At 72.6% G+C, this 20,012-nt stretch carries 16 protein-coding genes; 8 read left to right on the top strand and 8 right to left on the bottom strand.

Annotation, left to right across the window (positions count from 1 at the left end):
* Positions 1-503 precede the first annotated feature (503 nt).
* Positions 504-953, top strand: a complete 450-nt coding sequence (locus ACFWUY_RS38120; RefSeq protein ID WP_384120909.1) for a PTS glucose transporter subunit IIA — start codon at positions 504-506, stop codon at positions 951-953.
* Positions 954-1,033: 80 nt separating this feature from the next.
* The gene (ptsP, locus tag ACFWUY_RS38115; RefSeq protein ID WP_384120907.1) at positions 1,034-2,704 is read left to right on the top strand and encodes a phosphoenolpyruvate--protein phosphotransferase; all 1,671 of its coding nucleotides are present in this window, start codon (positions 1,034-1,036) and stop codon (positions 2,702-2,704) included.
* A gap of 68 nt (positions 2,705-2,772) precedes the next feature.
* Here the strand turns inward: ptsP and ACFWUY_RS38110 are convergent, their stop codons facing one another.
* Together ACFWUY_RS38110 and ACFWUY_RS38105 are read right to left on the bottom strand one after the other, a co-directional pair.
* Positions 2,773-3,672 (bottom strand): hypothetical protein, encoded by a 900-nt coding sequence (locus ACFWUY_RS38110; RefSeq protein WP_384120905.1) that lies wholly within the window; start codon positions 3,670-3,672, stop codon positions 2,773-2,775.
* 23 nt (positions 3,673-3,695) lie between these two features.
* Positions 3,696-4,982 carry an MFS transporter gene (locus tag ACFWUY_RS38105; RefSeq protein WP_384120903.1) on the bottom strand — a complete coding sequence of 429 codons (1,287 nt, stop codon included), beginning with the start codon at positions 4,980-4,982 and terminating at the stop codon, positions 3,696-3,698.
* Between the two features lie 45 nt (positions 4,983-5,027).
* Between ACFWUY_RS38105 and ACFWUY_RS38100 the strand changes: the two genes are divergently transcribed.
* Positions 5,028-6,347: an aminotransferase class I/II-fold pyridoxal phosphate-dependent enzyme gene (locus tag ACFWUY_RS38100; protein ID WP_384120899.1), complete on the top strand. Its 1,320-nt coding sequence runs from the start codon at positions 5,028-5,030 to the stop codon at positions 6,345-6,347.
* 175 nt (positions 6,348-6,522) lie between these two features.
* On the opposite strand, the gene ACFWUY_RS38095 is transcribed toward ACFWUY_RS38100, so the two are convergent.
* Positions 6,523-8,493 (bottom strand): acetoacetate--CoA ligase, encoded by a 1,971-nt coding sequence (locus tag ACFWUY_RS38095; RefSeq protein WP_384120898.1) that lies wholly within the window; start codon positions 8,491-8,493, stop codon positions 6,523-6,525.
* A 215-nt stretch (positions 8,494-8,708) separates the two neighbouring features.
* Here ACFWUY_RS38095 and ACFWUY_RS38090 point away from each other — a divergent pair, with 215 nt between their 5' ends.
* The gene (locus ACFWUY_RS38090) at positions 8,709-11,195 is read left to right on the top strand and encodes a glycoside hydrolase family 31 protein (protein ID WP_384120896.1); all 2,487 of its coding nucleotides are present in this window, start codon (positions 8,709-8,711) and stop codon (positions 11,193-11,195) included.
* Between the two features lie 125 nt (positions 11,196-11,320).
* Here the strand turns inward: ACFWUY_RS38090 and ACFWUY_RS38085 are convergent, their stop codons facing one another.
* Positions 11,321-11,899 (bottom strand): NUDIX domain-containing protein, encoded by a 579-nt coding sequence (locus ACFWUY_RS38085; RefSeq protein ID WP_384120893.1) that lies wholly within the window; start codon positions 11,897-11,899, stop codon positions 11,321-11,323.
* Between ACFWUY_RS38085 and ACFWUY_RS38080 the strand changes: the two genes are divergently transcribed.
* The 3 genes from ACFWUY_RS38080 to ACFWUY_RS38070 all read left to right on the top strand — a co-directional run bounded on the left by ACFWUY_RS38080 (position 11,898) and on the right by ACFWUY_RS38070 (position 14,508).
* Positions 11,898-12,719: a M15 family metallopeptidase gene (locus ACFWUY_RS38080; protein WP_384120889.1), complete on the top strand. Its 822-nt coding sequence runs from the start codon at positions 11,898-11,900 to the stop codon at positions 12,717-12,719. The two genes, ACFWUY_RS38085 and ACFWUY_RS38080, sit on opposite strands and share 2 nt — an antisense overlap.
* 80 nt (positions 12,720-12,799) lie before the next feature.
* Entirely contained in the window at positions 12,800-13,324 is a 525-nt protein-coding gene (locus ACFWUY_RS38075; protein WP_384120887.1) for a Zn-ribbon domain-containing OB-fold protein, read from the top strand.
* A gap of 26 nt (positions 13,325-13,350) precedes the next feature.
* On the top strand, positions 13,351-14,508 hold the full coding sequence (locus tag ACFWUY_RS38070; protein WP_384120911.1) for a lipid-transfer protein: 1,158 nt from the start codon (positions 13,351-13,353) through the stop codon (positions 14,506-14,508).
* A 105-nt stretch (positions 14,509-14,613) separates the two neighbouring features.
* On the opposite strand, the gene ACFWUY_RS38065 is transcribed toward ACFWUY_RS38070, so the two are convergent.
* Genes ACFWUY_RS38065 through ACFWUY_RS38050 form a run of 4 tightly spaced genes read right to left on the bottom strand, consistent with a single transcriptional unit; the run spans position 14,614 to position 19,093 of the window.
* The gene (locus tag ACFWUY_RS38065; protein WP_384120883.1) at positions 14,614-15,219 is read right to left on the bottom strand and encodes an ATP/GTP-binding protein; all 606 of its coding nucleotides are present in this window, start codon (positions 15,217-15,219) and stop codon (positions 14,614-14,616) included.
* A complete protein-coding gene (locus ACFWUY_RS38060) occupies positions 15,200-15,625 on the bottom strand; it encodes a DUF742 domain-containing protein (protein ID WP_384120880.1) in 426 nt (141 codons plus the stop codon). Before ACFWUY_RS38060 ends, ACFWUY_RS38065 begins: the two co-directional genes overlap by 20 nt.
* Before the next feature lie 10 nt (positions 15,626-15,635).
* A complete protein-coding gene (locus tag ACFWUY_RS38055) occupies positions 15,636-16,085 on the bottom strand; it encodes a roadblock/LC7 domain-containing protein (protein ID WP_384120877.1) in 450 nt (149 codons plus the stop codon).
* On the bottom strand, positions 16,082-19,093 hold the full coding sequence (locus ACFWUY_RS38050; RefSeq protein WP_384120875.1) for a nitrate- and nitrite sensing domain-containing protein: 3,012 nt from the start codon (positions 19,091-19,093) through the stop codon (positions 16,082-16,084). The genes ACFWUY_RS38055 and ACFWUY_RS38050 overlap by 4 nt, the downstream gene beginning before the upstream one ends.
* A gap of 404 nt (positions 19,094-19,497) precedes the next feature.
* On the opposite strand from ACFWUY_RS38050, the gene ACFWUY_RS38045 reads away from it, so the two are divergent.
* Complete coding sequence (locus ACFWUY_RS38045; RefSeq protein ID WP_384120873.1) at positions 19,498-19,866, top strand: hypothetical protein; 369 nt, start codon at positions 19,498-19,500, stop codon at positions 19,864-19,866.
* The last annotated feature ends 146 nt before the right edge of the window (positions 19,867-20,012 follow it).

Below are 20,012 nucleotides of genomic sequence, written 5' to 3'. Positions count from 1 at the left end.
TTTGGCACGCTGTTGAGTTCTCAAGGAACGGACGCTTCCTTCGTACTCACCCTCACGGGCTTTCCTCCGGGCTTTTCCCTCCGGTACTTCGTGTTTCCAGTTTAGCAGACTCGATTTCCGTTTCTGCCACCCGCTGGAGCGGGTTGCTGGGATTGGAATTCGCTTTCGCTTTTCCGTTCCCGGCGGGGTCAAACACTACCAGGCTTTCTCGGTCCCCCCGACCACATCCCTGCGAGCATGCAGAGGTGTAGACCACTGGGGTTAGGATCTGGCTTGATAGGTGCTGCCGACCCGCGACTCAAGGCCGCGTTGGGGTCAAGCAGGAGTACGACAGTACATCCCACCGTCAGTCGAGGCAAATCGTTTCCGGTAGTCCCTAGCTCCGCCCAACTGGTACGTCTCGTGCGGAACTAGGACTTCTCATGACTTACGCTTCAGAACAGTACGCCGTCCAGGACAGGCAGTGACGGCGCCACACAATCTCCGCCCCTGGGAGGCTTCCCATGACAACCGTGACGTCGCCGCTTGCTGGACGCGCCATCGGTCTTGCCGCAGTTCCCGACCCGGTCTTCTCCGGTGCGATGGTCGGTCCCGGTACCGCCATCGATCCCGTACGTGAGCCCTCGGAGGCCGTCTCCCCGATCGACGGGGTCGTCGTCTCCATGCACCCGCACGCCTTCGTCGTCGTCGACGGCGAGGGTCACGGTGTGCTGACCCATCTCGGCATCGACACCGTTCAGCTCAACGGGCAGGGCTTCGAGCTGCTCGTCAGCAAGGGTGACACCGTGACGCGCGGACAGGCCGTCGTGCGCTGGAACCCTTCTGACGTCGAGGCCGCCGGCAAGTCCCCCATCTGTCCCGTCGTGGCCCTGGAAGCCACCGCGGACTCGCTCTCCGACGTCGTCGACGACGGTGACGTGAAGGCCGGCGACGAGCTCTTCGGCTGGCGCTGAGCCGGTTCGTCCCCGTGACGACCGCGAGTTCGACATTCAACGCGGTGGCGGGTGCCGCCGCTCTATCGGAGACGGGTGAGATGGAGACAACGCTGCGAGGCGTCGGCGTCAGCCACGGTGTGGCGATCGGCGAGGTCCGGCACATGGGCACGGCGGTTCTCGAGCCGCCGGCCAAGCAGATTCCGGCGGACGAGGCGGAGCGCGAACAGGGGCGCGCCCGTCAGGCCGTCGAAGCTGTCGCCGCCGACCTGATTGCGCGCGGGAACCTGGCCGGCGGCGAGGCGCAGCACGTGCTGGAGGCCCAGGCGATGATCGCCCAGGACCCCGAGCTCATCGCCGATGTGGACCGCAGGATCGCCGTGGGCAGCACGGCCGAGCGCGGTATCTACGACGCCTTCTCGCACTACCGCGAGCTGCTCGCCGGAGCCGGTGAGTACATGGCCGGGCGGGTCGCCGACCTCGACGACGTGCGGAACCGGATCGTGGCGCGGCTGCTCGGTGTGCCGATGCCCGGTGTGCCGGACAGCGACGAGCCGTACGTGCTGATCGCGCGGGACCTGGCGCCGGCCGACACGGCACTGCTCGACCCGACGCTCGTGCTCGGGTTCGTGACGGAGGAGGGCGGGCCGACCAGCCACAGCGCGATTCTGGCGCGGGCACTGGGGGTGCCGGCCATCGTGGCGCTGCCGGGCGCCGGTGAGATCGCCGAGGGCACGATGATCGCGGTCGACGGTTCGACCGGTGAGCTCTTCGTGGACCCGAGCGAGGAGAAGAAGGCGGAGCTGACGAAGGCCGCCGCCGATCGCAAGGCCGCGCTGGCCACGTCCAGCGGTCCTGGCGCGACCTCGGACGGGCACAAGGTGCCGCTGCTCGCGAACGTCGGTGGTCCGGCGGACGTGCCGGCCGCGGTGGAGGCCGGGGCCGAGGGTGTCGGTCTCTTCCGTACGGAGTTCCTCTTCCTGGACGACAGTGAGAAGGCTCCGTCCGAGGAGAAGCAGGTCGAGGCCTATCGGAAGGTGCTCGAGGCATTTCCCGAGGGCCGGGTTGTCGTGCGGGTGCTGGACGCGGGTGCCGACAAGCCGCTGGACTTCCTGACGCCGGCGGACGAGCCGAACCCGGCTCTCGGTGTGCGGGGTCTGCGGTCGCTCCTCGATCACCCGGAGGTGCTGCGGACGCAGCTGACCGCGCTGGCGAAGGCGGCCGAGGGGCTGCCCGTGTACCTCGAGGTCATGGCTCCGATGGTGGCCGACCGTACGGACGCGAAGGCGTTCGCCGACGCGTGCCGTGAGGCGGGGCTGCGGGCGAAGTTCGGTGCGATGGTCGAGATCCCGTCGGCCGCGCTGCGGGCGCGCTCGATCCTCCAGGAGGTCGAGTTCCTGTCGCTGGGCACCAACGACCTGGCGCAGTACACCTTCGCGGCCGACCGTCAGGTCGGTGCGGTGTCGCGGCTCCAGGACCCGTGGCAGCCGGCGCTGCTCGACCTGGTGGCGATGTCCGCCGAGGCGGCCAAGGCCGAGGGCAAGAGCTGTGGTGTCTGTGGCGAGGCCGCTTCGGATCCGCTGCTCGCGTGTGTGCTGACGGGTCTCGGTGTCACCTCCCTCTCCATGGGTGCCGCGTCGATTCCGTATGTGCGGGCGACGCTGGCCACGTACACGCTGGCGCAGTGCGAGCGGGCCGCGGCCGCGGCGCGGGCGGCGGACACGGCGCACGAGGCGCGCGTGGCCGCTCAGGCGGTGCTGTCCGGGGAGTGATCCCGGTCTGTCGGACGAAGGGGCTTTCCGTCACCGAGGTGACGGGGAGCCCCTTCGGCGTGAGCGGGTCAGTGGTGGGTGGTCCAGTCGTCGTCGGGGTCGGGGGCGAGGGGGAAGCCGGCGAGGTGGTCGACGCCCGGTTCTGGGGAGAGGGGTTCTCCGGTGCGGGCGTCGGTGCAGTAGGCGGCGAAGACCTCCGCCTCGGTGAGGGGGATGAGACCGTCGCCGGTGAGGCGCCAGCCGTGGAGCCGGTCGCGGTCCCCGGGATTGCTGGTGCGCAGGACGACTCCGCCGGGTGAGCCGAGGGCGATGCCGGCGGCGAGGACCGCGGTGAACTCGGCGGCCGCGGTGTCGTCGACGATGGCGGGGCGTGCGGTGCCTTGGGCGTGGAGGACGGCGAGGAGCTGGTCGTCGGCGGTCCGGACGCTGCAGACGAGGTGGTGGGTGCCGGGTCCGGCCGCGTCGAGGAGCCGGGTGAGGAGTCGGGCGGCGCGCTCGAAGGCCGCCTTGCCGATGTCCTTGCCGCAGGTGGCGCAGTCGCCCGTGGTGGCGAGGACGGTGGTGGCGTACTCCCAGGTGGCGTGGCGGACGGCGGTGTCGACGAGCTCGGGGAGGAGGGTGCTGAGGGGCTGGCCGGTGTAGGTGACCTGGGCGCCGGTGGCGGCGAGGTGGGCGGTGAAGCGGCTGCGGCTGGTGGGGTGGTCGGGGTCGATGGCGGTCTCGGCGCAGTAGGCCGCGTACTCCTCGGGGTCGAAGAGGGTGACGGTGGTGTGGCCGCCCTGGGTGGCGAGGGTCCTCAGGAGGGCCTCGACCTGCCGTAGGTAGGTGGTGTGGTCGTCGAAGACGAAGGTGCGGTACCGGCGCATGGCCGTGAAGTCGTGCTCGTCGGCGAGGAGGCCGACGGTGCTGGGGACTTCGCGGCGCAGGGCGCGTCGGAGGGTTGCTCGGGTGGTGTCGGTCCGTGTCATGTCTCCCCCTAATTGCGGTCCGATCAGTGCTCACTCACCGTAACCTTCGACACTGACAGTGACGATTCGGTGAGGCGTCGGCGGACGAGGCGGCTCTGGGCGGCGCTGGTGGCGACGAGGACGGCGCCGAGGACGGGCCAGCCGAAGGGGCCGGCGGCGACCAGGCCGGTCATGAGCAGGGGTCCGACGCAGCGCTGGGTGGACTGGGCGAGGCCGTGGACTCCGAGGTAGGCGCCCTGGGCGTCGTCGGGGGCCAGGGCGACCGAGATCTCCCAGGACGCGATGGTGTGGATCATCTCGGCGAAGGTGAGGGCGACGGCCGCGGTGATCAGGGCGGCGATGGAGAGGGTGCGGCCGCCGAGGGCGGAGACGGTGAGGGCGAGCGTACCGACGACGAAGAGGCCCGCGAGGGGGGCGAGGAGGCGTCGGGCCGCTTCGGTGGAGGACCCGAAGCGGGAGAGCGGCACCTGGAAGATCACGACGAGTGCGCTGTTGGCGACCATCAGGAGCGGGGCGAGGCCGACGGGGGCGTCGGTGGCGTGGACGATCCAGAGCGGCAGGGCGACCTGGAGGATCGAGTCGTGGAGGAAGAAGACCGATTCCCCCGCGGTGAAGGCGAGGAAGCCGCGGTCGCGCCAGGGACTGGAGGGCTTGGTGGTGGGGGCCGGGTCGGTGGACGCGGCGGCGATCCTGGAGGCGGTGGGGGCGGGGGGTTCGGCGCAGCGGAGGGTGAGGGCCGCCATGACGAGGTAGGAGAGGGCGTTCGCGACGAGCAGGAGGTGGAAGGCGGTGGTCGTGCCGACGGCGAGCGCGGCCGCGGCGCCGAGACCGCCGAGGGTCCAGCCGAGGTTGGAGGTGGTGCGGTTGATGGCCTGGTAGCGGATGCGGTCGGGGCCGGCGATCCGGGCGGCGTAGAGCTTGGTGAGGACGTTGGTGGCGCGGTCGGGCAGGGCACCCGCCGCCGAGAAGAGGACGAGCAGCGGGTAGTCGTCGGTGGTGAGAAGGGCGAGGAGGGCCGTGGCGCGCAGCAGTTGGGCGCAGATGATGACGCGGACGAGGGGGAAGCGGTCGGCGAGGAGGCCGCCGAGGGGGGCGCCCGCGATGCCGGCGGCGCCGGAGACGGCGACGAGGAGGCCGACCTGGCCGAGCCCGAGGCCGGTGACGTAGGTGAAGTAGAGGGCCATGGCCGTGGACCAGAGTCCGGTGCCGCACTTGTCGATGAAGCCGACGAGGAGCATGCGGCGGCCGTCGGGGCCTCCGGGGATGCGGTCCTTGAAGGCTGTGCGGGTGGAGCGGGTGGAGCGGCTCATGGATCCCCCTTGCCAACTCTTTTGTATTGATACATAATTGATTACGTGGCAGCACAATATGCGATCGTAGGGGCGACGGCCAAGGGGATTGCCGCGTCCGTGGAGCAGGGCGTGACCGAGGGCGGACTCGCCCCGGGGGACGCCCTGCCGCCCGTGCGGCGGCTGGCGGACGCGCTGGGGGTGAGTCCGGGGACGGTCGCGACGGCGTACAAGGAGTTGCGGCAGCGGGGGCTGATCGTCACGCGGGGACGCGGCGGGACCGTCGTGGCGGAGGTTCCGTCGGTGGCCTCGCGGCGCCCGCCACGGGTGCCGGACGGCCTCGTGGACCTGGCCGGCGGCCATCCCGACCCGGCCTTCCTTCCCGTACTGCGTCCGCCGTCGGCGGTCACCCCGGTGTACGGGTCCCATCGCGCCGCGCCCCGGCTCCCGGCGCTGGAGGAGGTGACCCGGGCGTGGTTCGAGCGGGACGGGGTGCCCGCGCGGCACGTGACGTTCGCGCACGGGGCCCTCGACTGCATCGCACGGCTCCTCTCCACGGAGCTGCGGCCCGGCGACGCGGTGGCCGTGGAGGATCCCGGGTTTCACCATCTCCTCGATCTGGTACCGGCGTTGGGGCTCCGGATGGTCCCGGTGGCCGTGGACGGCGAGGGACTCGTACCGGAAGCGCTGCGGACGGCGCTGCGGGGCGGGGTGCGCGCCGTGGTGTGCAGCCCGCGGGGGCAGTGTCCGACCGGGGCGTTCTTCACCCGGTCGCGGCGGGACGAACTCGTGGCCGTGCTAAGGGAGTTCCCTGAGGTGCTCGTCGTCGAGGACGACCACAACGCGGAGGTCGGTGGAGCCGCTGCGTACACGCTCGCGGCGGCGGGGCTCGACCGGTGGGCACAGGTGCGGACCGTGTCGAAGCATCTCGGGATCGACCTGCGGTGGGCCGGGGTCGCGTGCGACGCGGTGACGCTGGCGCGGCACGACGGGCGGATGCTGATGACCTCGGGCTGGGTCAGTCACGTGCTCCAGGAGACGGTGGCCGGTCTGTTCGGCGACGGCCGGGTGCGCGAGCTCGTGGCCCGGGGCGAGGCGGCGTACACCGAGCGGCGAGCGGCGCTGATCGGCGCGCTCGGGGTGTACGGGATCCGGGCGGTCGGGGCGAGCGGGCTCAACGTGTGGGTGCCGGTGCGGGACGAGTCGGCGGTGGTCAACGGGTTGCGGACGCAGGGCTGGTGGGTGGCCTCCGGGGCGCGGTTCCGGATCGGGGCGCCCCCGGCGGTGCGGATCACGACGGCGACCCTCGCGCCCGGCGACGCGGCGCGGTTGGCGGCGGACTTCGCGGAGGTGCTGGGGGACGCGCAGGCGACGTACGGGGGTTGACGCGGGACGGTTGATGTGGGGCGATCGGCGTGGACGGTTGACCCGGGGCCGGAGTGGCCGGCGTTCCGCGGCCTCGCTCCGGGGTCACGGGCACGCTCGCGGTGCCGGGGCGGCACGAGGGCCCCCGGTCCGGTCGGAACGGGGGCCCTGGTCGTGTGTGTGTCCGCCTGCCTGCCTAGCCGCGGCGGTTGGCGGCCAGGGTCTCGTAGAAGTGGAGGAGCCCGAGGTCGTCGACCGAGCCGGCGTTCACGGCCTTGGCCAGCGGGGTGCCCTGGAGGAGGCGCTTGACCGGGACCTCGATGCGCTTGCCGGTGAGGGTGTGCGGGACGCCCGGCACCTCGATGATCTCGTCGGGAACGTGACGCGGCGAGAGCTCGCTGCGGATCGTCCGCTTGATACGGGCGATCAGCTCGTCGTCCAGGGTGGCGCCCTCCACGAGGTGGACGAAGAGCGGCATCCAGTAACCGCCGTCCGGCTCCTCCAGGCCGATGACGAGGGATTCGCGGATCTCCGGGAGGCGTTCCACGGCCTCATAGATATCGGCGCTCCCCATCCGCACGCCCTGGCGGTTCAGGGTGGAGTCGGAGCGGCCGTGGATGACGACCGAGCCGTGGTCGGTGATCGTGATCCAGTCTCCGTGCCGCCAGACGCCCGGGAACATCTCGAAGTAGCTGTCGCGGTAGCGGCTGCCGTCGAGGTCGTTCCAGAAGTGGATCGGCATGGACGGCATGGGGTTGGTCACGACGAGTTCGCCGACCTCGCCGATGACGGGCTTGCCGGAGGGGTCCCAGGCCTGGAGGTCGGTGCCGAGGCCCGCCGCCTGGAGCTCGCCGATGTGGACCGGCAGGGTGGGGACGGCGCCCGCGAAGCAGGAGCACACGTCGGTGCCGCCGCTGACGGAGGCGATCCACAGGTTCTCGCGGACCTCGTCGTGGAGCCAGCGGAAGCCGTCGGGAGGCAGCGGGGAGCCGGTGGTGGCGACGCACTTCACGGCCGAGAGGTCGAAGTCACGGCCGGGGTGCACGTCCGCCTTGGCGCAGGCCATGACGTACGCGGCGGAGGTGCCGTACAGGGTGGCGCGGGTGCGTTCCGCGACGCGCCACTGGGCGGCGGTGTCCGGGTAGCCGGGACTGCCGTCGTACAGGACGACGGTCGTACCGGTGAGCAGACCGGAGACGAGGAAGTTCCACATCATCCAGCCGGTGGAGGTGTACCAGAAGAACACGTCCTCGGGCCCGAGGTCGCAGTGCAGGCCCAGCTGCTTGACGTGCTCGACGAGGATGCCGCCCTGGGACTGGACGATCGCCTTCGGCAGGCCGGTCGTGCCGGAGGAGTACAGGACCCACAGCGGGTGCGAGAACGGGACCCGCTCGTAGACCGGCTCGACGTCGGCGGCGACGAGGTCTGCCCAGGCGATCGTGCCCTCGGGTGCCGGGGTGCCGAGCAGCGGGACGTGGACGACCGCGCGGAGGGTGGGCAGCTCGGCGCGGAGTTCGGCGACGGTGTCGCGGCGGTCGTGCTCCTTGCCGCCGTAGCGGTAGCCGTCGACGGTGAAGAGGACCACCGGCTCGACCTGCTGGAAGCGGTCGAGGACGCTGCGGGCGCCGAAGTCGGGCGCGCAGGAGGTCCAGACGCCGCCGACGGCCGCGGTGGCGAGGAGGGCCACGACGGACTGCGGGACGTTGGGCAGGTAGCCGCTGATCCGGTCGCCGGGCCGTACCCCGAGGGCGCGGAGCTCGGCGGCGAGGGAGCCGACCTGGCGGCGGAGCTCGGCCCAGGTGACCGGCGTCGGCTCATGTGTCTCGTCCACATGGAGCAGGGCCGTGTCCTGGGGGCGCTCGTCGGCGGCGCGCAGGGCGTGCTCGGCGTAGTTCAGGGTCGCCCCGGGGAACCAGTCGGCGCCGGGCATCGACCGGTCGCCGAGGACCCGCTCGTACGGGGTGGAGAAGCGGATGTCGAACCACTCGACGACCGCCTTCCAGAAGGCTTCGAGCTCGTCGACCGACCAGCGGTGGAGCGCCGGGTATCCGCCCTCGGCCGGGGCGCCGTGGTGTTCGGCCGCCCAGCTCTGGAAGCGGGTGACGGCGGCCGTGGCGATGCGTTCCTCGTCCGGCTGCCAGAGCGGCTCGGTCTGCGCTGATGTCATTGGGGTGGCTCCCTGGCTGTACGCGGGGTCGGCGTGTGTCCCGCGCACGTGCTGGGGTGTGCGCGTGACGCGGCTGACAGGACGATGCCATGTGATCGTCATTCGCACCAGGGCCGCCCGCCCATGGTCGGGCAGGTGAATATGTGCTCCCACCACGGGTGAACGGCAGTTGAACGAAGCTCGTATCGCCCCTGGTGGGTGGCAGGGTGATCACCATGGACGGTCGTGAACTGGTGCGTTCGATCAAGGTGTTCGGTTCGGTGCAGGGGTTGCGGGCGGTGCGGGCTGCGTGGCGGCAGCGCCGTACGGACGCCTGGGGGCTGTCGCCCAGGGGGCCGGAGCGAGCCCGGGTGCCGGGGCTCGCGATCGCGGCGGAGCCCGCGCCCGGCGGGGGGACCATCCGTTTCGCGCGGTCCTCGCTGCGGATCTGCGTCTCGTCGGGCGGCACCGTGTTCTGGGGGTGGGACGGGGCCGGGCCGCTTCCCTCGTACGCCTTGGCCGGCGAGGCACCGGAGCCGGATCCGCGGGCCTCCCTGGAACCGGACACCGACGGCGGCTGGCGTGTCGTCTCGGAGCGGGTGACGGTGGCGGTCTCCCGGCACGGGGCGGTGGAGATCCGGACGCCGGGCGGGGTGATGCTGCGGCGGGATCTGCCGCCCCGCTGGTGGGAGCCGGTGGCCGGCGGGCTGCCGGTGGCGAGTGGGAGGGCGGTCGGGGGGCCGGGTGCCATGGCGGTCACGGAGACGGCCGCGGACTCGGCGAAGGGATCTTCCGCGGCCCCGGGGACCGGCGTGGACGGGCGTGGCGCGTCGGTGGCGACCGGCGTGGCGCGCTGGGTGCAGCGGAGCGAGGTGCCGGCGGACGCGCGGTTCTTCGGACTCGGCGGCCGGTCTGCCGGGCCGCGGCTGCGGGACGGCTCGTACCGGCTGTGGAACACCGACCCCAAGGGGAGTTTCGGCCCCGGGGACGATCCGCTCTACCTCACCATGCCCGTGCAGTTCGTCGTCTCGGACGCCGGGACCCACCTCGCCTTCCACGACAACTCCTGGGACGGCCTGGTCACCCTGGCGGAGGGCGAGGAAGGAGCGGGGTCGGGACACGACCGGCCGGGAACGAGCGAGGTCCGGATGGGTGGCGGACCGCTGCGCTGCTGGGTGGTCGTCGGCACCCCCGCGCGCGTGCTCCACGGCTGGGCCGCGCTGACGGGGGCTCCCGCGCTGCCGCCGGACTGGGCGCTCGGACCGCAGCACGCGCGCTGGGGGTTCGGCAGCGCGCGGGAGGTGCGCCGGGTCGTGGCCGGGTACCGGGAGCGGGGTCTGCCGCTGTCCGCCGTGCACCTGGACATCGACCACTACGACGGGCACCGGGTGTTCACGGTCGACCGGGAGCGATTCCCCGATCTGCCGGGGCTCGCGGCGGAGCTGCGGGAGCAGGGCGTACGGCTCGTGTCGATCGTGGACCCGGCGGTGAAGGCCGAACCGGGTGACGCCGTCTACGACAGCGGGCGGGCGGCGGAGGCCTTCGTCCGGGACGCCCGGGGCGGAGAGGTCCGCGGGGAGGTCTGGCCGGGCGAGTGCGCCTATCCGGACTTCACCGATCCCGCCGTACGGGAGTGGTGGGGCGACCTGTACGAGGAGCGGCTCCGGCAGGGTTTCGCCGGGTTCTGGCACGACATGAACGAGCCGGTGTCCTTCTCCCCCTTCGGTGACATGACGCTGCCGCGCTCGGCTCGGCACGCCCTGGAGGGCCGGGGCGGCGATCACCGCGAGGCCCACAACGTGTACGGCCTCGCGATGGCACGGGCCGGATACGAGGGGCTGCGCCGGCTGCGGCCCGACGAGCGGCCCTTCCTCTTCTCGCGCTCGGGCTGGGCGGGCATGCAGCGGTACGGGGGCACCTGGTCGGGCGACGTGTCGACGGGGTGGCCGGGGCTGCGGGCCTCGCTCGCCCTGGTCCTGGGGCTCGGCCTGTGCGGGGTGCCGTACTCGGGGCCCGACGTGGGCGGGTTCGACGGCAGCCCTACGCCGGAGCTGTTCCTGCGCTGGTACCAGTTGGGGGCGTGGCTGCCGCTGTTCCGTACGCACGCGGCGATCGGCGCGGGGCGGCGCGAGCCGTGGGAGTTCGGTCCGGAGGTCCTGGAGCACGCGCGCGTGGCACTGGCCGAGCGGGAGCGGCTGCGGCCGTACTTCACGACCCTGGCGCGGCTCGCCCGGATGACGGGGGCCCCGTACGTACGCCCGCTGTGGTGGGGGACGCCCGAGGACCGGGTGCTGCGCGACTGCGAGGACGCGTTCCTGCTCGGCGACGCGCTCCTCGTGGCGCCGGTCCTGACCAGGGGCGCCGACCGGCGTGCGGTGCGGCTGCCGCGCGGACGCTGGTACGACACGGCGACGGGGCAGGCGTACGAAGGGCCCGGGCAGGTGCTCCTCGACGCTCCGCTCTCCCGGATCCCGGTCCTGGCGCGGGCGGGGGCGGTGCTGCCCGTGCGGGACGGGGAGGACGGCCTGGCCCTGGAGGTGTGGGCGCCCGCCGCGGGGCGGACGGGCGGCGGGCTCGTCGTACGGGGCTCGGGGGACGGCTGGGAGCCGGCCGAGATCGAGCGGTACCAGTCGCGGCTCGTGGACGGCCGGGTGGTGGTGGAGCGGGTGACGGACGACGGGGTGGAGGAGGCGGGGTCGCGGGTGCGGGTACGGGGGCTGTGAGAGGGGTGGATCCGGTGGGGCGGATCCCCTGTCCAGCAGCCGAATACTGGAGATTGGATACCGGAGGTCGGATACCGGATACCGGATACCGGAGATTGGAGATTGGATCCAGTATCCGTTGCCGGTCACCCGTAGGCGCCGCCGAACCAGTTTCGTACCGCCTGCGTATGGAGTGGGAAGGCCAGTTCTCCCGGTGCCGTGAGCACGTGGTGGCCGCTCGTCTCGCCCGTCGGGGCCGAGGGCGGGAGTTCGCGGGCCGGGCGGGGCGGCAGGAGGCCGAAGAGGAGGAGGTGGCCGGCCGGGGAGCTCATCGCGTCGGCGAGGCGGACCTCCTCCGCGGAGGCCGGGATGCCGGTCTCCTCGCGCAGTTCGCGGGCGACGGCGGCGCGCCAGTCCTCACCGTGGTCGATGAAGCCGCCGGGCAGGGCGACCCCGCCGCGCGCGGGCTCGATGGTGCGGGTGATGACGACGAGGCCCGTTCGCGCTCCGCCCGCTCCGCCCGTGACGGGGAGCAGGGCGACGGCGACGGGCAACGGGTTGCGGTAGGCGGTGCGGCCGCAGGCCGGGCAGGTGCGGGGCCAGCCGGCGTCGGCCGGGTGGGCGGCGCCGCAGCCGGAGCAGTGGGAGCTTGGGGAGTCCTTCACGGCCCGACCGTATGCGATCACCCTTTCCCGGCGCTGCCGGAACTGATAGACGGTGCGCATGACAGGACTTGCTTCCGCTTTCCGTATTCTCGCCGTCACGGCCGCGGCCGGGCTGCTCGCCGTCACGGGCGCTGTCGCCGCCCCCGCTCCCCCGGCGTCGGCCGCGCCGGAGCCGAAGGCGCCACGGGAGTTCGTGGCCCTCGACGCCGTCGACCGGACGATCCTTCAGGAGATGCGCTACACGACGGCGCACAACTTCGTGGGGGAACCGGTGGACGGCTACCGGCAGCCGCTGTGCATCCTGACCCGGCCGGCCGCCGAGGCCCTGCACCGGGCCCAGGTACGGCTGCTCGCCCGGGGATACACGCTGAAGGTGTACGACTGCTACCGACCGCAGCGGGCCGTCGACCACTTCGTGCGCTGGGCGAAGGACCTGGCGGACGAGCGGATGAAGAAGGAGTTCTATCCGTTCGTCGACAAGTCAAGGCTGTTCGCGGACGGTTACATCGCGGAGAAGTCGGGTCACAGCCGGGGTTCGACGGTGGATCTGACGATCGTGCGGCTGCCTGCGGCGCCCACGCGCGCGTACGTGCCGGGCGAGGAGCTGGTGGAGTGCTACGCGCCGCGCGCGGAGCGCTTCCCCGACAACTCCGTCGACATGGGGACCGGGTACGACTGCTTCGACACGCTCTCGCACACCGACGACCCGCGGGTCCAGGGCGCGCAGCGTGCCAACCGACAGCTGCTCAGGACGGCGCTCGCCGAGCAGGGGTTCGTGAACCTGCCGGAGGAGTGGTGGCACTTCACCTTCAAGCCGGAGCCGTTCCCGAGCACGTTCTTCGACTTCCCGGTGGCGCGGAGGTCGGTGGCCGGGCATTGAGCCCTTCTCGGTACCGGCCTCCCGTGGCAGACTTCTGATGCTTCGTCAGGTACGTGGTGACCGGTGTACGGGAGGCCTCGATGGCACGGACGCGCAGACCGGTGGTGGCCGGGTGGTTCACCGACGACACCGTGCCGGAGGCGGAGTTCCGGCTGCTCGGCACCCGGTGCACGGTCTGCGCGTCGGTCTTCTTCCCGCGCGAGGACGACTGGTGCCGGAACCCCGGCTGTCCGGGCGGCGGCACGCTCGCCGAGGTGCCGCTCTCCCCGCGCGGCCGGGTCTGGTCGTACACCGACGGCCGGTACCGGCCGCCCGCCCCGTACGTCTCCGACCCGGACACGCCCTGGGAGCCGTACACCCTCGTCGCCGTCGAGCTGGCGGCCGAGGCGATGGTCGTCCTCGGGCAGGCCGCGCCCGGGGTCACGACGGCCGATCTGGCCGTCGGGGCGGAGGTCGAGGTGGTGCCCGGGGTCCTGAACGAGGACGACCGGCACATCTGGACCACCTGGAACTGGCGGCCCGTCGCGCGACCGGAGACGCCTGCCCGGCGGTCGGAGCGGGCCGGGCCGGCCGTCGCGCGGCACGAGCGGGAGGAGCGGTCGTGAACGACATCGCCGTCCTCGGGGCCGGAATGCACCCCTGGGGGAAGTGGGGGCGGAGCTTCGTCTCGTACGGGGCGGCCGCCGCCCGCGCCGCGCTCTTCGACGCCGGGCTGGAGTGGGGGGACATCGGGTCGATCGTCGGCGCCGACACCATGCGGTGCGGCTATCCGGGGTACGTGGCGGGGGCGACCTTCGCGCAGGCCCTCGGGTGGCAGGGCGCGCGGGTCACCAGCGTCTACGCCGCCTGCGCATCGGGCGCCCAGGCCATCGGGACCGCGCGCGCCCAGATCCTGGCCGGCCTCGCGGACGTCGTCCTCGTCGTCGGCGCGGACTCGACGCCCAAGGGGTTCCTCGCCCCGGTGGGCGGCGAGCGCCCCTCCGATCCGGACTGGCTGCGGTTCCGGGTGCTCGGGGCCACCAACCCCGCGTACTTCGCGCTGTACGCACGCCGCAGGATGGCCCTGTACGGCGACACGCCCGAGGACTTCGCCCAGGTGAAGGTGAAGAACGCCGCGGCCGGTGCGCTCAACCCGCTGGCCCGCTACCGGAGCCGGGTCACCGCCGAGGCGGTCGCGGCCTCCGCCGTCGTCGCCGATCCGCTGCGGCTCCTCGACATCTGCGCCACCTCGGACGGGGGCGCCGCGCTCGTCCTGTCCGGCATGGACTTCGCGCGCCGCCACGGGCACGCCGACCCGGTACGGGTCCGGGCCGTGTCGACGGTCTCCCCCACGTACCCCAGGACGGCGCTCGACCTCCCCGACATCGCGACGGACTCGGCGGCGGTCGTCGCCCCCGCCCCGGGCGCCTTCCGTGCGTCCATCGCCCGCGCCGCGTACGAGGAGGCGGGGGTCGGGCCCGAGGACCTGTCCCTCGCGGAGGTGTACGACCTGTCCACCGCCCTGGAACTCGAGTGGTACGAGGACATCGGCCTGTGCCCGGCGGGCGAGGGGGCCACGCTGCTCCGGGACGGGGCCACGGCGCTCGGCGGACGCCTGCCGGTCAACACCAGCGGCGGCCTCGCCTCCTTCGGGGAGGCGGTGCCCGCCCAGGCGATCGCGCAGGTCTGCGAGCTGACCTGGCAGCTGCGGGGTACGGCCGGCGACCGGCAGGTGGCCGGGGCGCGGGTCGGCATCACCGCGAACCAGGGCCTGTTCGGGCACGGGTCGGCGGTGGTGGTGGTCCGCTGAAGGCCCGCTCGCACGGGTCGGCGGTGATGGCGGTCTCCTGAAGGCCCGCTCGCACGGGTCGGCGGCGGTGAGCCGGGGCCCGTCCGTGAGTGGACGGGCCCGCGCTCAGGGGGCGACCGTCGCGGGGGTCCTGTCCGCCAGGACGAGGGCGTGCTGGACGACGGCCACGAGGACGTTCTTCACGGACTCGCGGTCCCGGGCGTCGCACATCAGGAGCTCGACCTCGGGATCCAGGTCGAGCGCCCCGCGTACGCTCTCGGCGGGGAAGCGCTGGGCACCCTCGAAGCAGTTGACGGCGACCGTGAAGGGGATGCCGCGCCGCTCGAAGTAGTCGATCGCCGCGAAGCTGTCCTCCAGGCGGCGGGTGTCCGCGAGGACGACCGCGCCGAGCGCGCCCTGCGCCAGCTCGTCCCACAGGAACCAGAAGCGGTCCTGGCCCGGGGTGCCGAACAAGTACAGGACGAGGTCCTCGCGGAGGGTGATCCGGCCGAAGTCCATGGCGACCGTGGTGGTCGTCTTGGCCTCCACGCCGTGCAGGTCGTCGACGGGCCGCCCCGCCTCGCTGAGGACCTCCTCCGTCCGCAGGGGCCGGATCTCGCTGACCGCGCCCACCAGGGTCGTCTTGCCGACCCCGAAGCCGCCCGCGACCAGGATCTTCAGGGTCGTCGGCTCGACGAAGGGCTTCTTGCGGCTAGAGCGCCCGAAGGCCATTGATCACCTCGCGGAGAATGTTCACGTCCGGCAGCTCGGCCGGCGGAACGGGGCGGGTCACGTGGACGAGTTCGTCCTCGACGAGGTCACCGACGAGAACCCGGACCACCCCGACGGGGAGGTCGAGTCCGGCGGCGAGCTCGGCGATCGACTGGGGCTGCTCGGAGCAGCGCTCGACGATCTCCACGTGTTCGGGGGAGAGCGTCTGGTCCCGGCCGGGGTCGTCGGCGGCGGGCTCGGGAACGACGACCGCGATCAGGTCGAGCCGGTGGCGGGTGGCGGCGCTCGTCCGGCCGCGGGTCATCGCGTACGGACGAACCACCGGTCCGGCCTCGTCGTCGAACCAGTGGTGGGGGCCCGGGGTCGGGTTCTGGTTCAGCTGGTTCCGCTCGGCTGCGTCACTCATGCCGTCCCGCTCACCCTCCCGAGGGCTGGCCGGTCCGGGGGGCGGTCGCGAGGTGGACCCCGACCCGCTTCACCATCAGGGTCATCTCGTAGGCGACCTGGCCCACGTCGGAGTCGGCGTCCGCGAGGACGGCCAGGCAGCTGCCGTCGCCGGCGGCCGTGACGAAGAGGAAGGCGTCCTCCAGTTCGACGACCGTCTGGCGGACCTTGCCCGCTTCGAAGTGGCGGCCGACGCCCTTGGCCAGGCTGTGGAAGCCGGAGGCCACGGCGGCCAGGTGCTCGCCGTCCTCGCGGGTGAGGTCCTGGGAGGCGCCGGTGGCGAGGCCGTCGCTGGAGAGCACCAGGGCCTTCCGGATGGAGCCGACGCGCTGGACGAGCTCGTCGAGGAGCCAGTTCAGCTCGCCGTTTCCGTGGCCGTGGCCGGAGGTGGTGCTGGGTGCTGCGGCGTTCGGTGCGGTCATCGACCGTCCCCCTCGGGTGTCGTTCCTCGTGCTGTCGGGTCGTCAGGGTCGGCGTTGTGCCGTCGTCCGCGCTGCCAGCCGCGCTGCATGGCGGCCATGCGCGCGCGTACCTCATCGGCGTCGCGCTCGAAGGAGTCGGGGTCCGCGGGCGCCCGGCCGCCGCTCGTACGGGCGTCGGCGCGCCCGCCGGTGGCCCGGTCGGCCGGGCCGTCGCTCGCGCGCAGCTGCGGCGCGAGGCTGGCCTGGCGGACGCGGCGGGGCAGTCCGCCGAACGGCTCGGGGCCCTCCGGGGGTACGGGACCCGCCGGGGGCACGGAGCCTTCCGGAGGCACCGGGACGAGGGTGCGGCCGGTTCCCCTCGGGGGTCCCGGCAGGTCGTCGGGGTCGGCGCCGTGGGCGAGGTGGCCCGGGTCGCCCGGGTGCCCGGTGGTCCGGCCAGGGACGGGGTGCGCCCGGCCGGTGAGCGACTGGTCCCGGTCGGGAAGGCGGTGGTCCCTGGCGGGGAACGCCCGCGCGCGGTCGGGAACCTCGCGAGCACGGTCGGCGGGTGCGTGGGACCGGTCGGAGGACGCGTCCGTGACGGAGTCCGCGCGGGCCCCGAGGGGGTGCGCGCGGTCCGTGTCGTCGACGCGGCGGCCGTGGTCCACGATGAGCGTCGGGGTACGGCGGCGCGGCAGCGGTACGGGACCGAGTGCTCCCCCGTCGGCCGCCGTCCCGCCCACGCTCTCGCCCTCGCCCTCGCCGTGGCCGTCCGTCCGGTCCGTGGCCTGCTGGTGCTGCTCGCCGGCGGGTGCGAGCCCGGCGCGGCGCCTGCTCCGGGGCAGGAACAGGCCGCCGCGCTCGCTCTCGGTGTCGAGGAGGTCGGCGGAGCGGTCGAGGAGGGCGTCGAAGTCCTCGCCGCCGACGGGGCCCTCGAGTTCGACGGGGCCGTCGAGCGGCCCGGGTCCCGGGGCCACGTCCGGGACCCGGGCGAGCGCGGGACGCCGGCCGGGCCGCGTACCGCCGTCGGCCGTCGCGTCCTCGGCCGGGGCGGTGCGCTCCAGGGTCTTGCGGTCCAGGCGGAAGCCGGCGCCTTGGGTCTCGGGCGCGTCGGTGAGCAGCGCGGCCGGGATGAAGACGACCGCGGTGGTCCCCCCGTACGGGGAGGTCTGGAGGGAGACGCGGACGTTCTGGCGCTGGGCCAGCCGGCTGACCACGAAGAGGCCGAGGCGGTCGGTGTCCGAGAGCTCGAACTCGGGGGTCTCGGCGAGCCGGAGGTTGGCGTCGAGCAGGGCGTCGGGGTTCATGCCGAGGCCGCGGTCGTGGATCTCCAGGGTGAAGCCGTTGGCGACCCGCTCGCCGAGCACCTGGACGGCGGTGTGCGGGGGCGAGAACACCGTGGCGTTCTCGAGGAGTTCGGCGATGAGGTGGGTGAGGTCCGCGACGGCGGGGCCGCCCACGCCGAGGCGGGGCAGTCGGCGTACCTCGATCCGCTCGTAGTCCTCGACCTCGGCGACGGCGGCGCGGACCACGTCCATGAGCTGGACGGGCTTGCGCCACTGCCGGGAGGGCGCGGCGCCGGAGAGGATGACGAGGCCTTCGGCGTGGCGCCGCATGCGGGTCGTGAGGTGATCGAGCCGGAAGAGGTCGGCCAGCTCGTCGGTGTCCTCGGTGCGCCGTTCCATGGTGTCGAGGAGGGTGAGCTGACGGTGGAGCAGGACCTGGTTGCGGCGGGCGAGGTTGACGAACACCTCGGAGACGCCTCGCCGCAGTTCCGCCTGCTTGACCGCGGCTTCGACGGCGGCGCGCTGAAGGGTGTTGAGGGCCTGGCCGACCTGGCCGACCTCGTCCTCTCCGTAGGCCAGGTGGGGGACCTCGGTGCCGACGTCGACCTGTTCGCCCGCGGCGAGCCTGCGCATCACGCTGGGCAGGCGGACGCCGGAGACCTCCTGGGCCTCCTTCTGGAGGCGGCGCAGGTCGCGGACGAGCTCGCGGCCGACGCGGACGGAGATGACGATCGAGGCGAGCAGGGCGAGGAAGCCGAGGACGCCGGCGACGCCCACCTTGAGGAGGACGCTGTACGCGGCGGGCTGGACCCGGTCCTGGTAGCGGTCGCCGGCGGCGGTGTTCTCACGGGCCAGGTCGTCGAGAACGGGGCCCGCGTGGTCCTGCCAGTAGGCGGGGGTGACGGCGCGGGGGCTGTCGGTGGGGCCCTGCTCGATGATGGCGTTCTCGGCGGTGCGCAGCGACTGGGTGTCGGGGCTGCGCCAGTACTTCTCGAAGCGGACGCGCTCGGCGGCGGGCAGGAGTTCGAGGTTGACCTCGTAGAACTGCTCGCGGTTGGCGACGAGGTCGGATATCTCGCGGATCTCACGGGCGGTGACGCGGTCCGCGACGAGCGCGGAGAGGACGAGGGCGTCCTCGCGGGAGAGCAGCTCACGCGCGCGGGTGATGCCGACGAGGGCGCGGCCCTGCTTGTCCATCTCCACGTTCTCGAGGGCGTGGAGGGTGATGAGGAAGCTGTAGCAGGGGTCGACGAGCCGGTTGTAGAAGTCGAGGGCCTGCATGCGGCCGATGTCACGTTTCTCCACGGACCGGCGCAGCGAGGCGAGGCCGTCGAGCGCCTGGAGGAGGGAGGTGAGCCGCTGGGCGGTGACGGGCCGCATCTCCTCGCGTACGCCGGGGTCGGCGGCGTTCGCACGGATGCGGGCGAGCTGGCGGTCGGTGGCCAGGCGGGTCTCGCGCAGGGAGTCGAGCGAGTCGGATCCCCGGGGGTCGGCGAGGTAGATGAGTGATTGGCGGCGTTCGAGCTGGATGACCCGGGCGGTGTCCTCCAGGGGGTAGCCGACCTTGTCGACGATGTAGCCGACGTCGAGGAGCTGGTCGGCCTCGCGGCCGGTGAGGACCGTGGCGAATCCCCACAGTCCGGTGAGGGAGACGAGCGGTACGAGCAGCAACGCCACGATCTTCCGGCGGATGGACTTCCCGCGAAAGCGCATGGCCTCCCCCAGCTCGGCCTCCGTGGCCACGGAGGTCCTTCACGTTCGTGACGTCCCGCGTCAACACACGGCGTCAACCTTGAGTTTCAACAAACGGCGGCGTGAGCCTACTACTGCATCACGGCCATTCCGAAGGCATGTCCGGGCTATTTTCAGCCTGTCGAGTGAGTGTTGATCATGAGATGTCCCGTTATTCCAGGAGTTGAGATCGGCCACTGTGGCGCAGGACACCTGATGGCGTGCCATTTCCCCGGCCTGCGGAGATGGCTGGAACTGGGCGTTCCGGCGCTGTCCCGGTCATGTTCACCCGGGGCGGACGAAACCTTTTCCCTCTCTCGTGCGTCAATAAGTACGGGGAGGGCTCTGTCCGTGTAAAGGCGCTCAAGACGGGCAGCCGACCCTGAAGTCGTTCAGTGGTGGGGAGTGACAGGACAATGGAATACGAGGCGCGGTCGGCGCGGCAGTTGTGGGTGGACGAGGAACGGGGCCGACGCAGGATGCCCGATCCGGTGCGTACCGCGGCCGTACGAGCCGTGATGATCACATCGGTGACGCTCATCCAGGCGGTGGTGGCGTTCTTCTGCTCCGTGGCGGGCTCCTGGCTGGCGTTCCCCGTGACCGTCAGCGCGGTGGTCTTCACCGTCGTGGCCACCTGGAGTGTCCTCGACGTCTGGATCACCCGTCAGGTGTGGCGCCAGCGCAACGGAGTGGTGTCGGAGCCGAGCAGCACGGCACGGCGGCCGCTCCGCGACAAGCACGGAGAGAACCGGGCGGAGACGGCGGGCATGCCCGAGGCGGCCTGAGCCGCGGACGGTACGGAGAACGGAGAAAGGAGAGCGGGGGCGGCGCCCGGGCCGGGGGCGGGGGCCGGGGCCGGGGGGGGGGGGTTTATACAAAAAACAAACCCCCCCCCGAGAATGTTTTAGGGTTTTGGGGGTAGGGGTGGGTA

The organism is Streptomyces sp. NPDC058664 (assembly GCF_042716635.1).
Lineage (GTDB): Bacteria > Actinomycetota > Actinomycetes > Streptomycetales > Streptomycetaceae > Streptomyces.
Note: the sequence above shows the minus strand (reverse complement) of the source record. Positions and strands in the feature narration are given on the sequence as shown.

Excerpts from the sequence above, each read along its gene's own strand:
- ACFWUY_RS38120 (WP_384120909.1), top strand. The coding sequence starts at position 504 with ATGACAACCGTGACGTCGCCGCTTGCTGGACGCGCCATCGGTCTTGCC.
- ptsP (WP_384120907.1), top strand. The coding sequence starts at position 1,034 with ATGGAGACAACGCTGCGAGGCGTCGGCGTCAGCCACGGTGTGGCGATC.
- ACFWUY_RS38110 (WP_384120905.1), bottom strand. The coding sequence starts at position 3,672 with ATGACACGGACCGACACCACCCGAGCAACCCTCCGACGCGCCCTGCGC.
- ACFWUY_RS38105 (WP_384120903.1), bottom strand. The coding sequence starts at position 4,982 with ATGAGCCGCTCCACCCGCTCCACCCGCACAGCCTTCAAGGACCGCATC.
- ACFWUY_RS38095 (WP_384120898.1), bottom strand. The coding sequence starts at position 8,493 with ATGACATCAGCGCAGACCGAGCCGCTCTGGCAGCCGGACGAGGAACGC.
- ACFWUY_RS38090 (WP_384120896.1), top strand. The coding sequence starts at position 8,709 with ATGGACGGTCGTGAACTGGTGCGTTCGATCAAGGTGTTCGGTTCGGTG.
- ACFWUY_RS38080 (WP_384120889.1), top strand. The coding sequence starts at position 11,898 with ATGACAGGACTTGCTTCCGCTTTCCGTATTCTCGCCGTCACGGCCGCG.
- ACFWUY_RS38085 (WP_384120893.1), bottom strand. The coding sequence starts at position 11,899 with ATGCGCACCGTCTATCAGTTCCGGCAGCGCCGGGAAAGGGTGATCGCA.
- ACFWUY_RS38075 (WP_384120887.1), top strand. The coding sequence starts at position 12,800 with ATGGCACGGACGCGCAGACCGGTGGTGGCCGGGTGGTTCACCGACGAC.
- ACFWUY_RS38070 (WP_384120911.1), top strand. The coding sequence starts at position 13,351 with ATGCACCCCTGGGGGAAGTGGGGGCGGAGCTTCGTCTCGTACGGGGCG.
- ACFWUY_RS38065 (WP_384120883.1), bottom strand. The coding sequence starts at position 15,219 with ATGGCCTTCGGGCGCTCTAGCCGCAAGAAGCCCTTCGTCGAGCCGACG.
- ACFWUY_RS38060 (WP_384120880.1), bottom strand. The coding sequence starts at position 15,625 with ATGAGTGACGCAGCCGAGCGGAACCAGCTGAACCAGAACCCGACCCCG.
- ACFWUY_RS38055 (WP_384120877.1), bottom strand. The coding sequence starts at position 16,085 with ATGACCGCACCGAACGCCGCAGCACCCAGCACCACCTCCGGCCACGGC.
- ACFWUY_RS38045 (WP_384120873.1), top strand. The coding sequence starts at position 19,498 with ATGGAATACGAGGCGCGGTCGGCGCGGCAGTTGTGGGTGGACGAGGAA.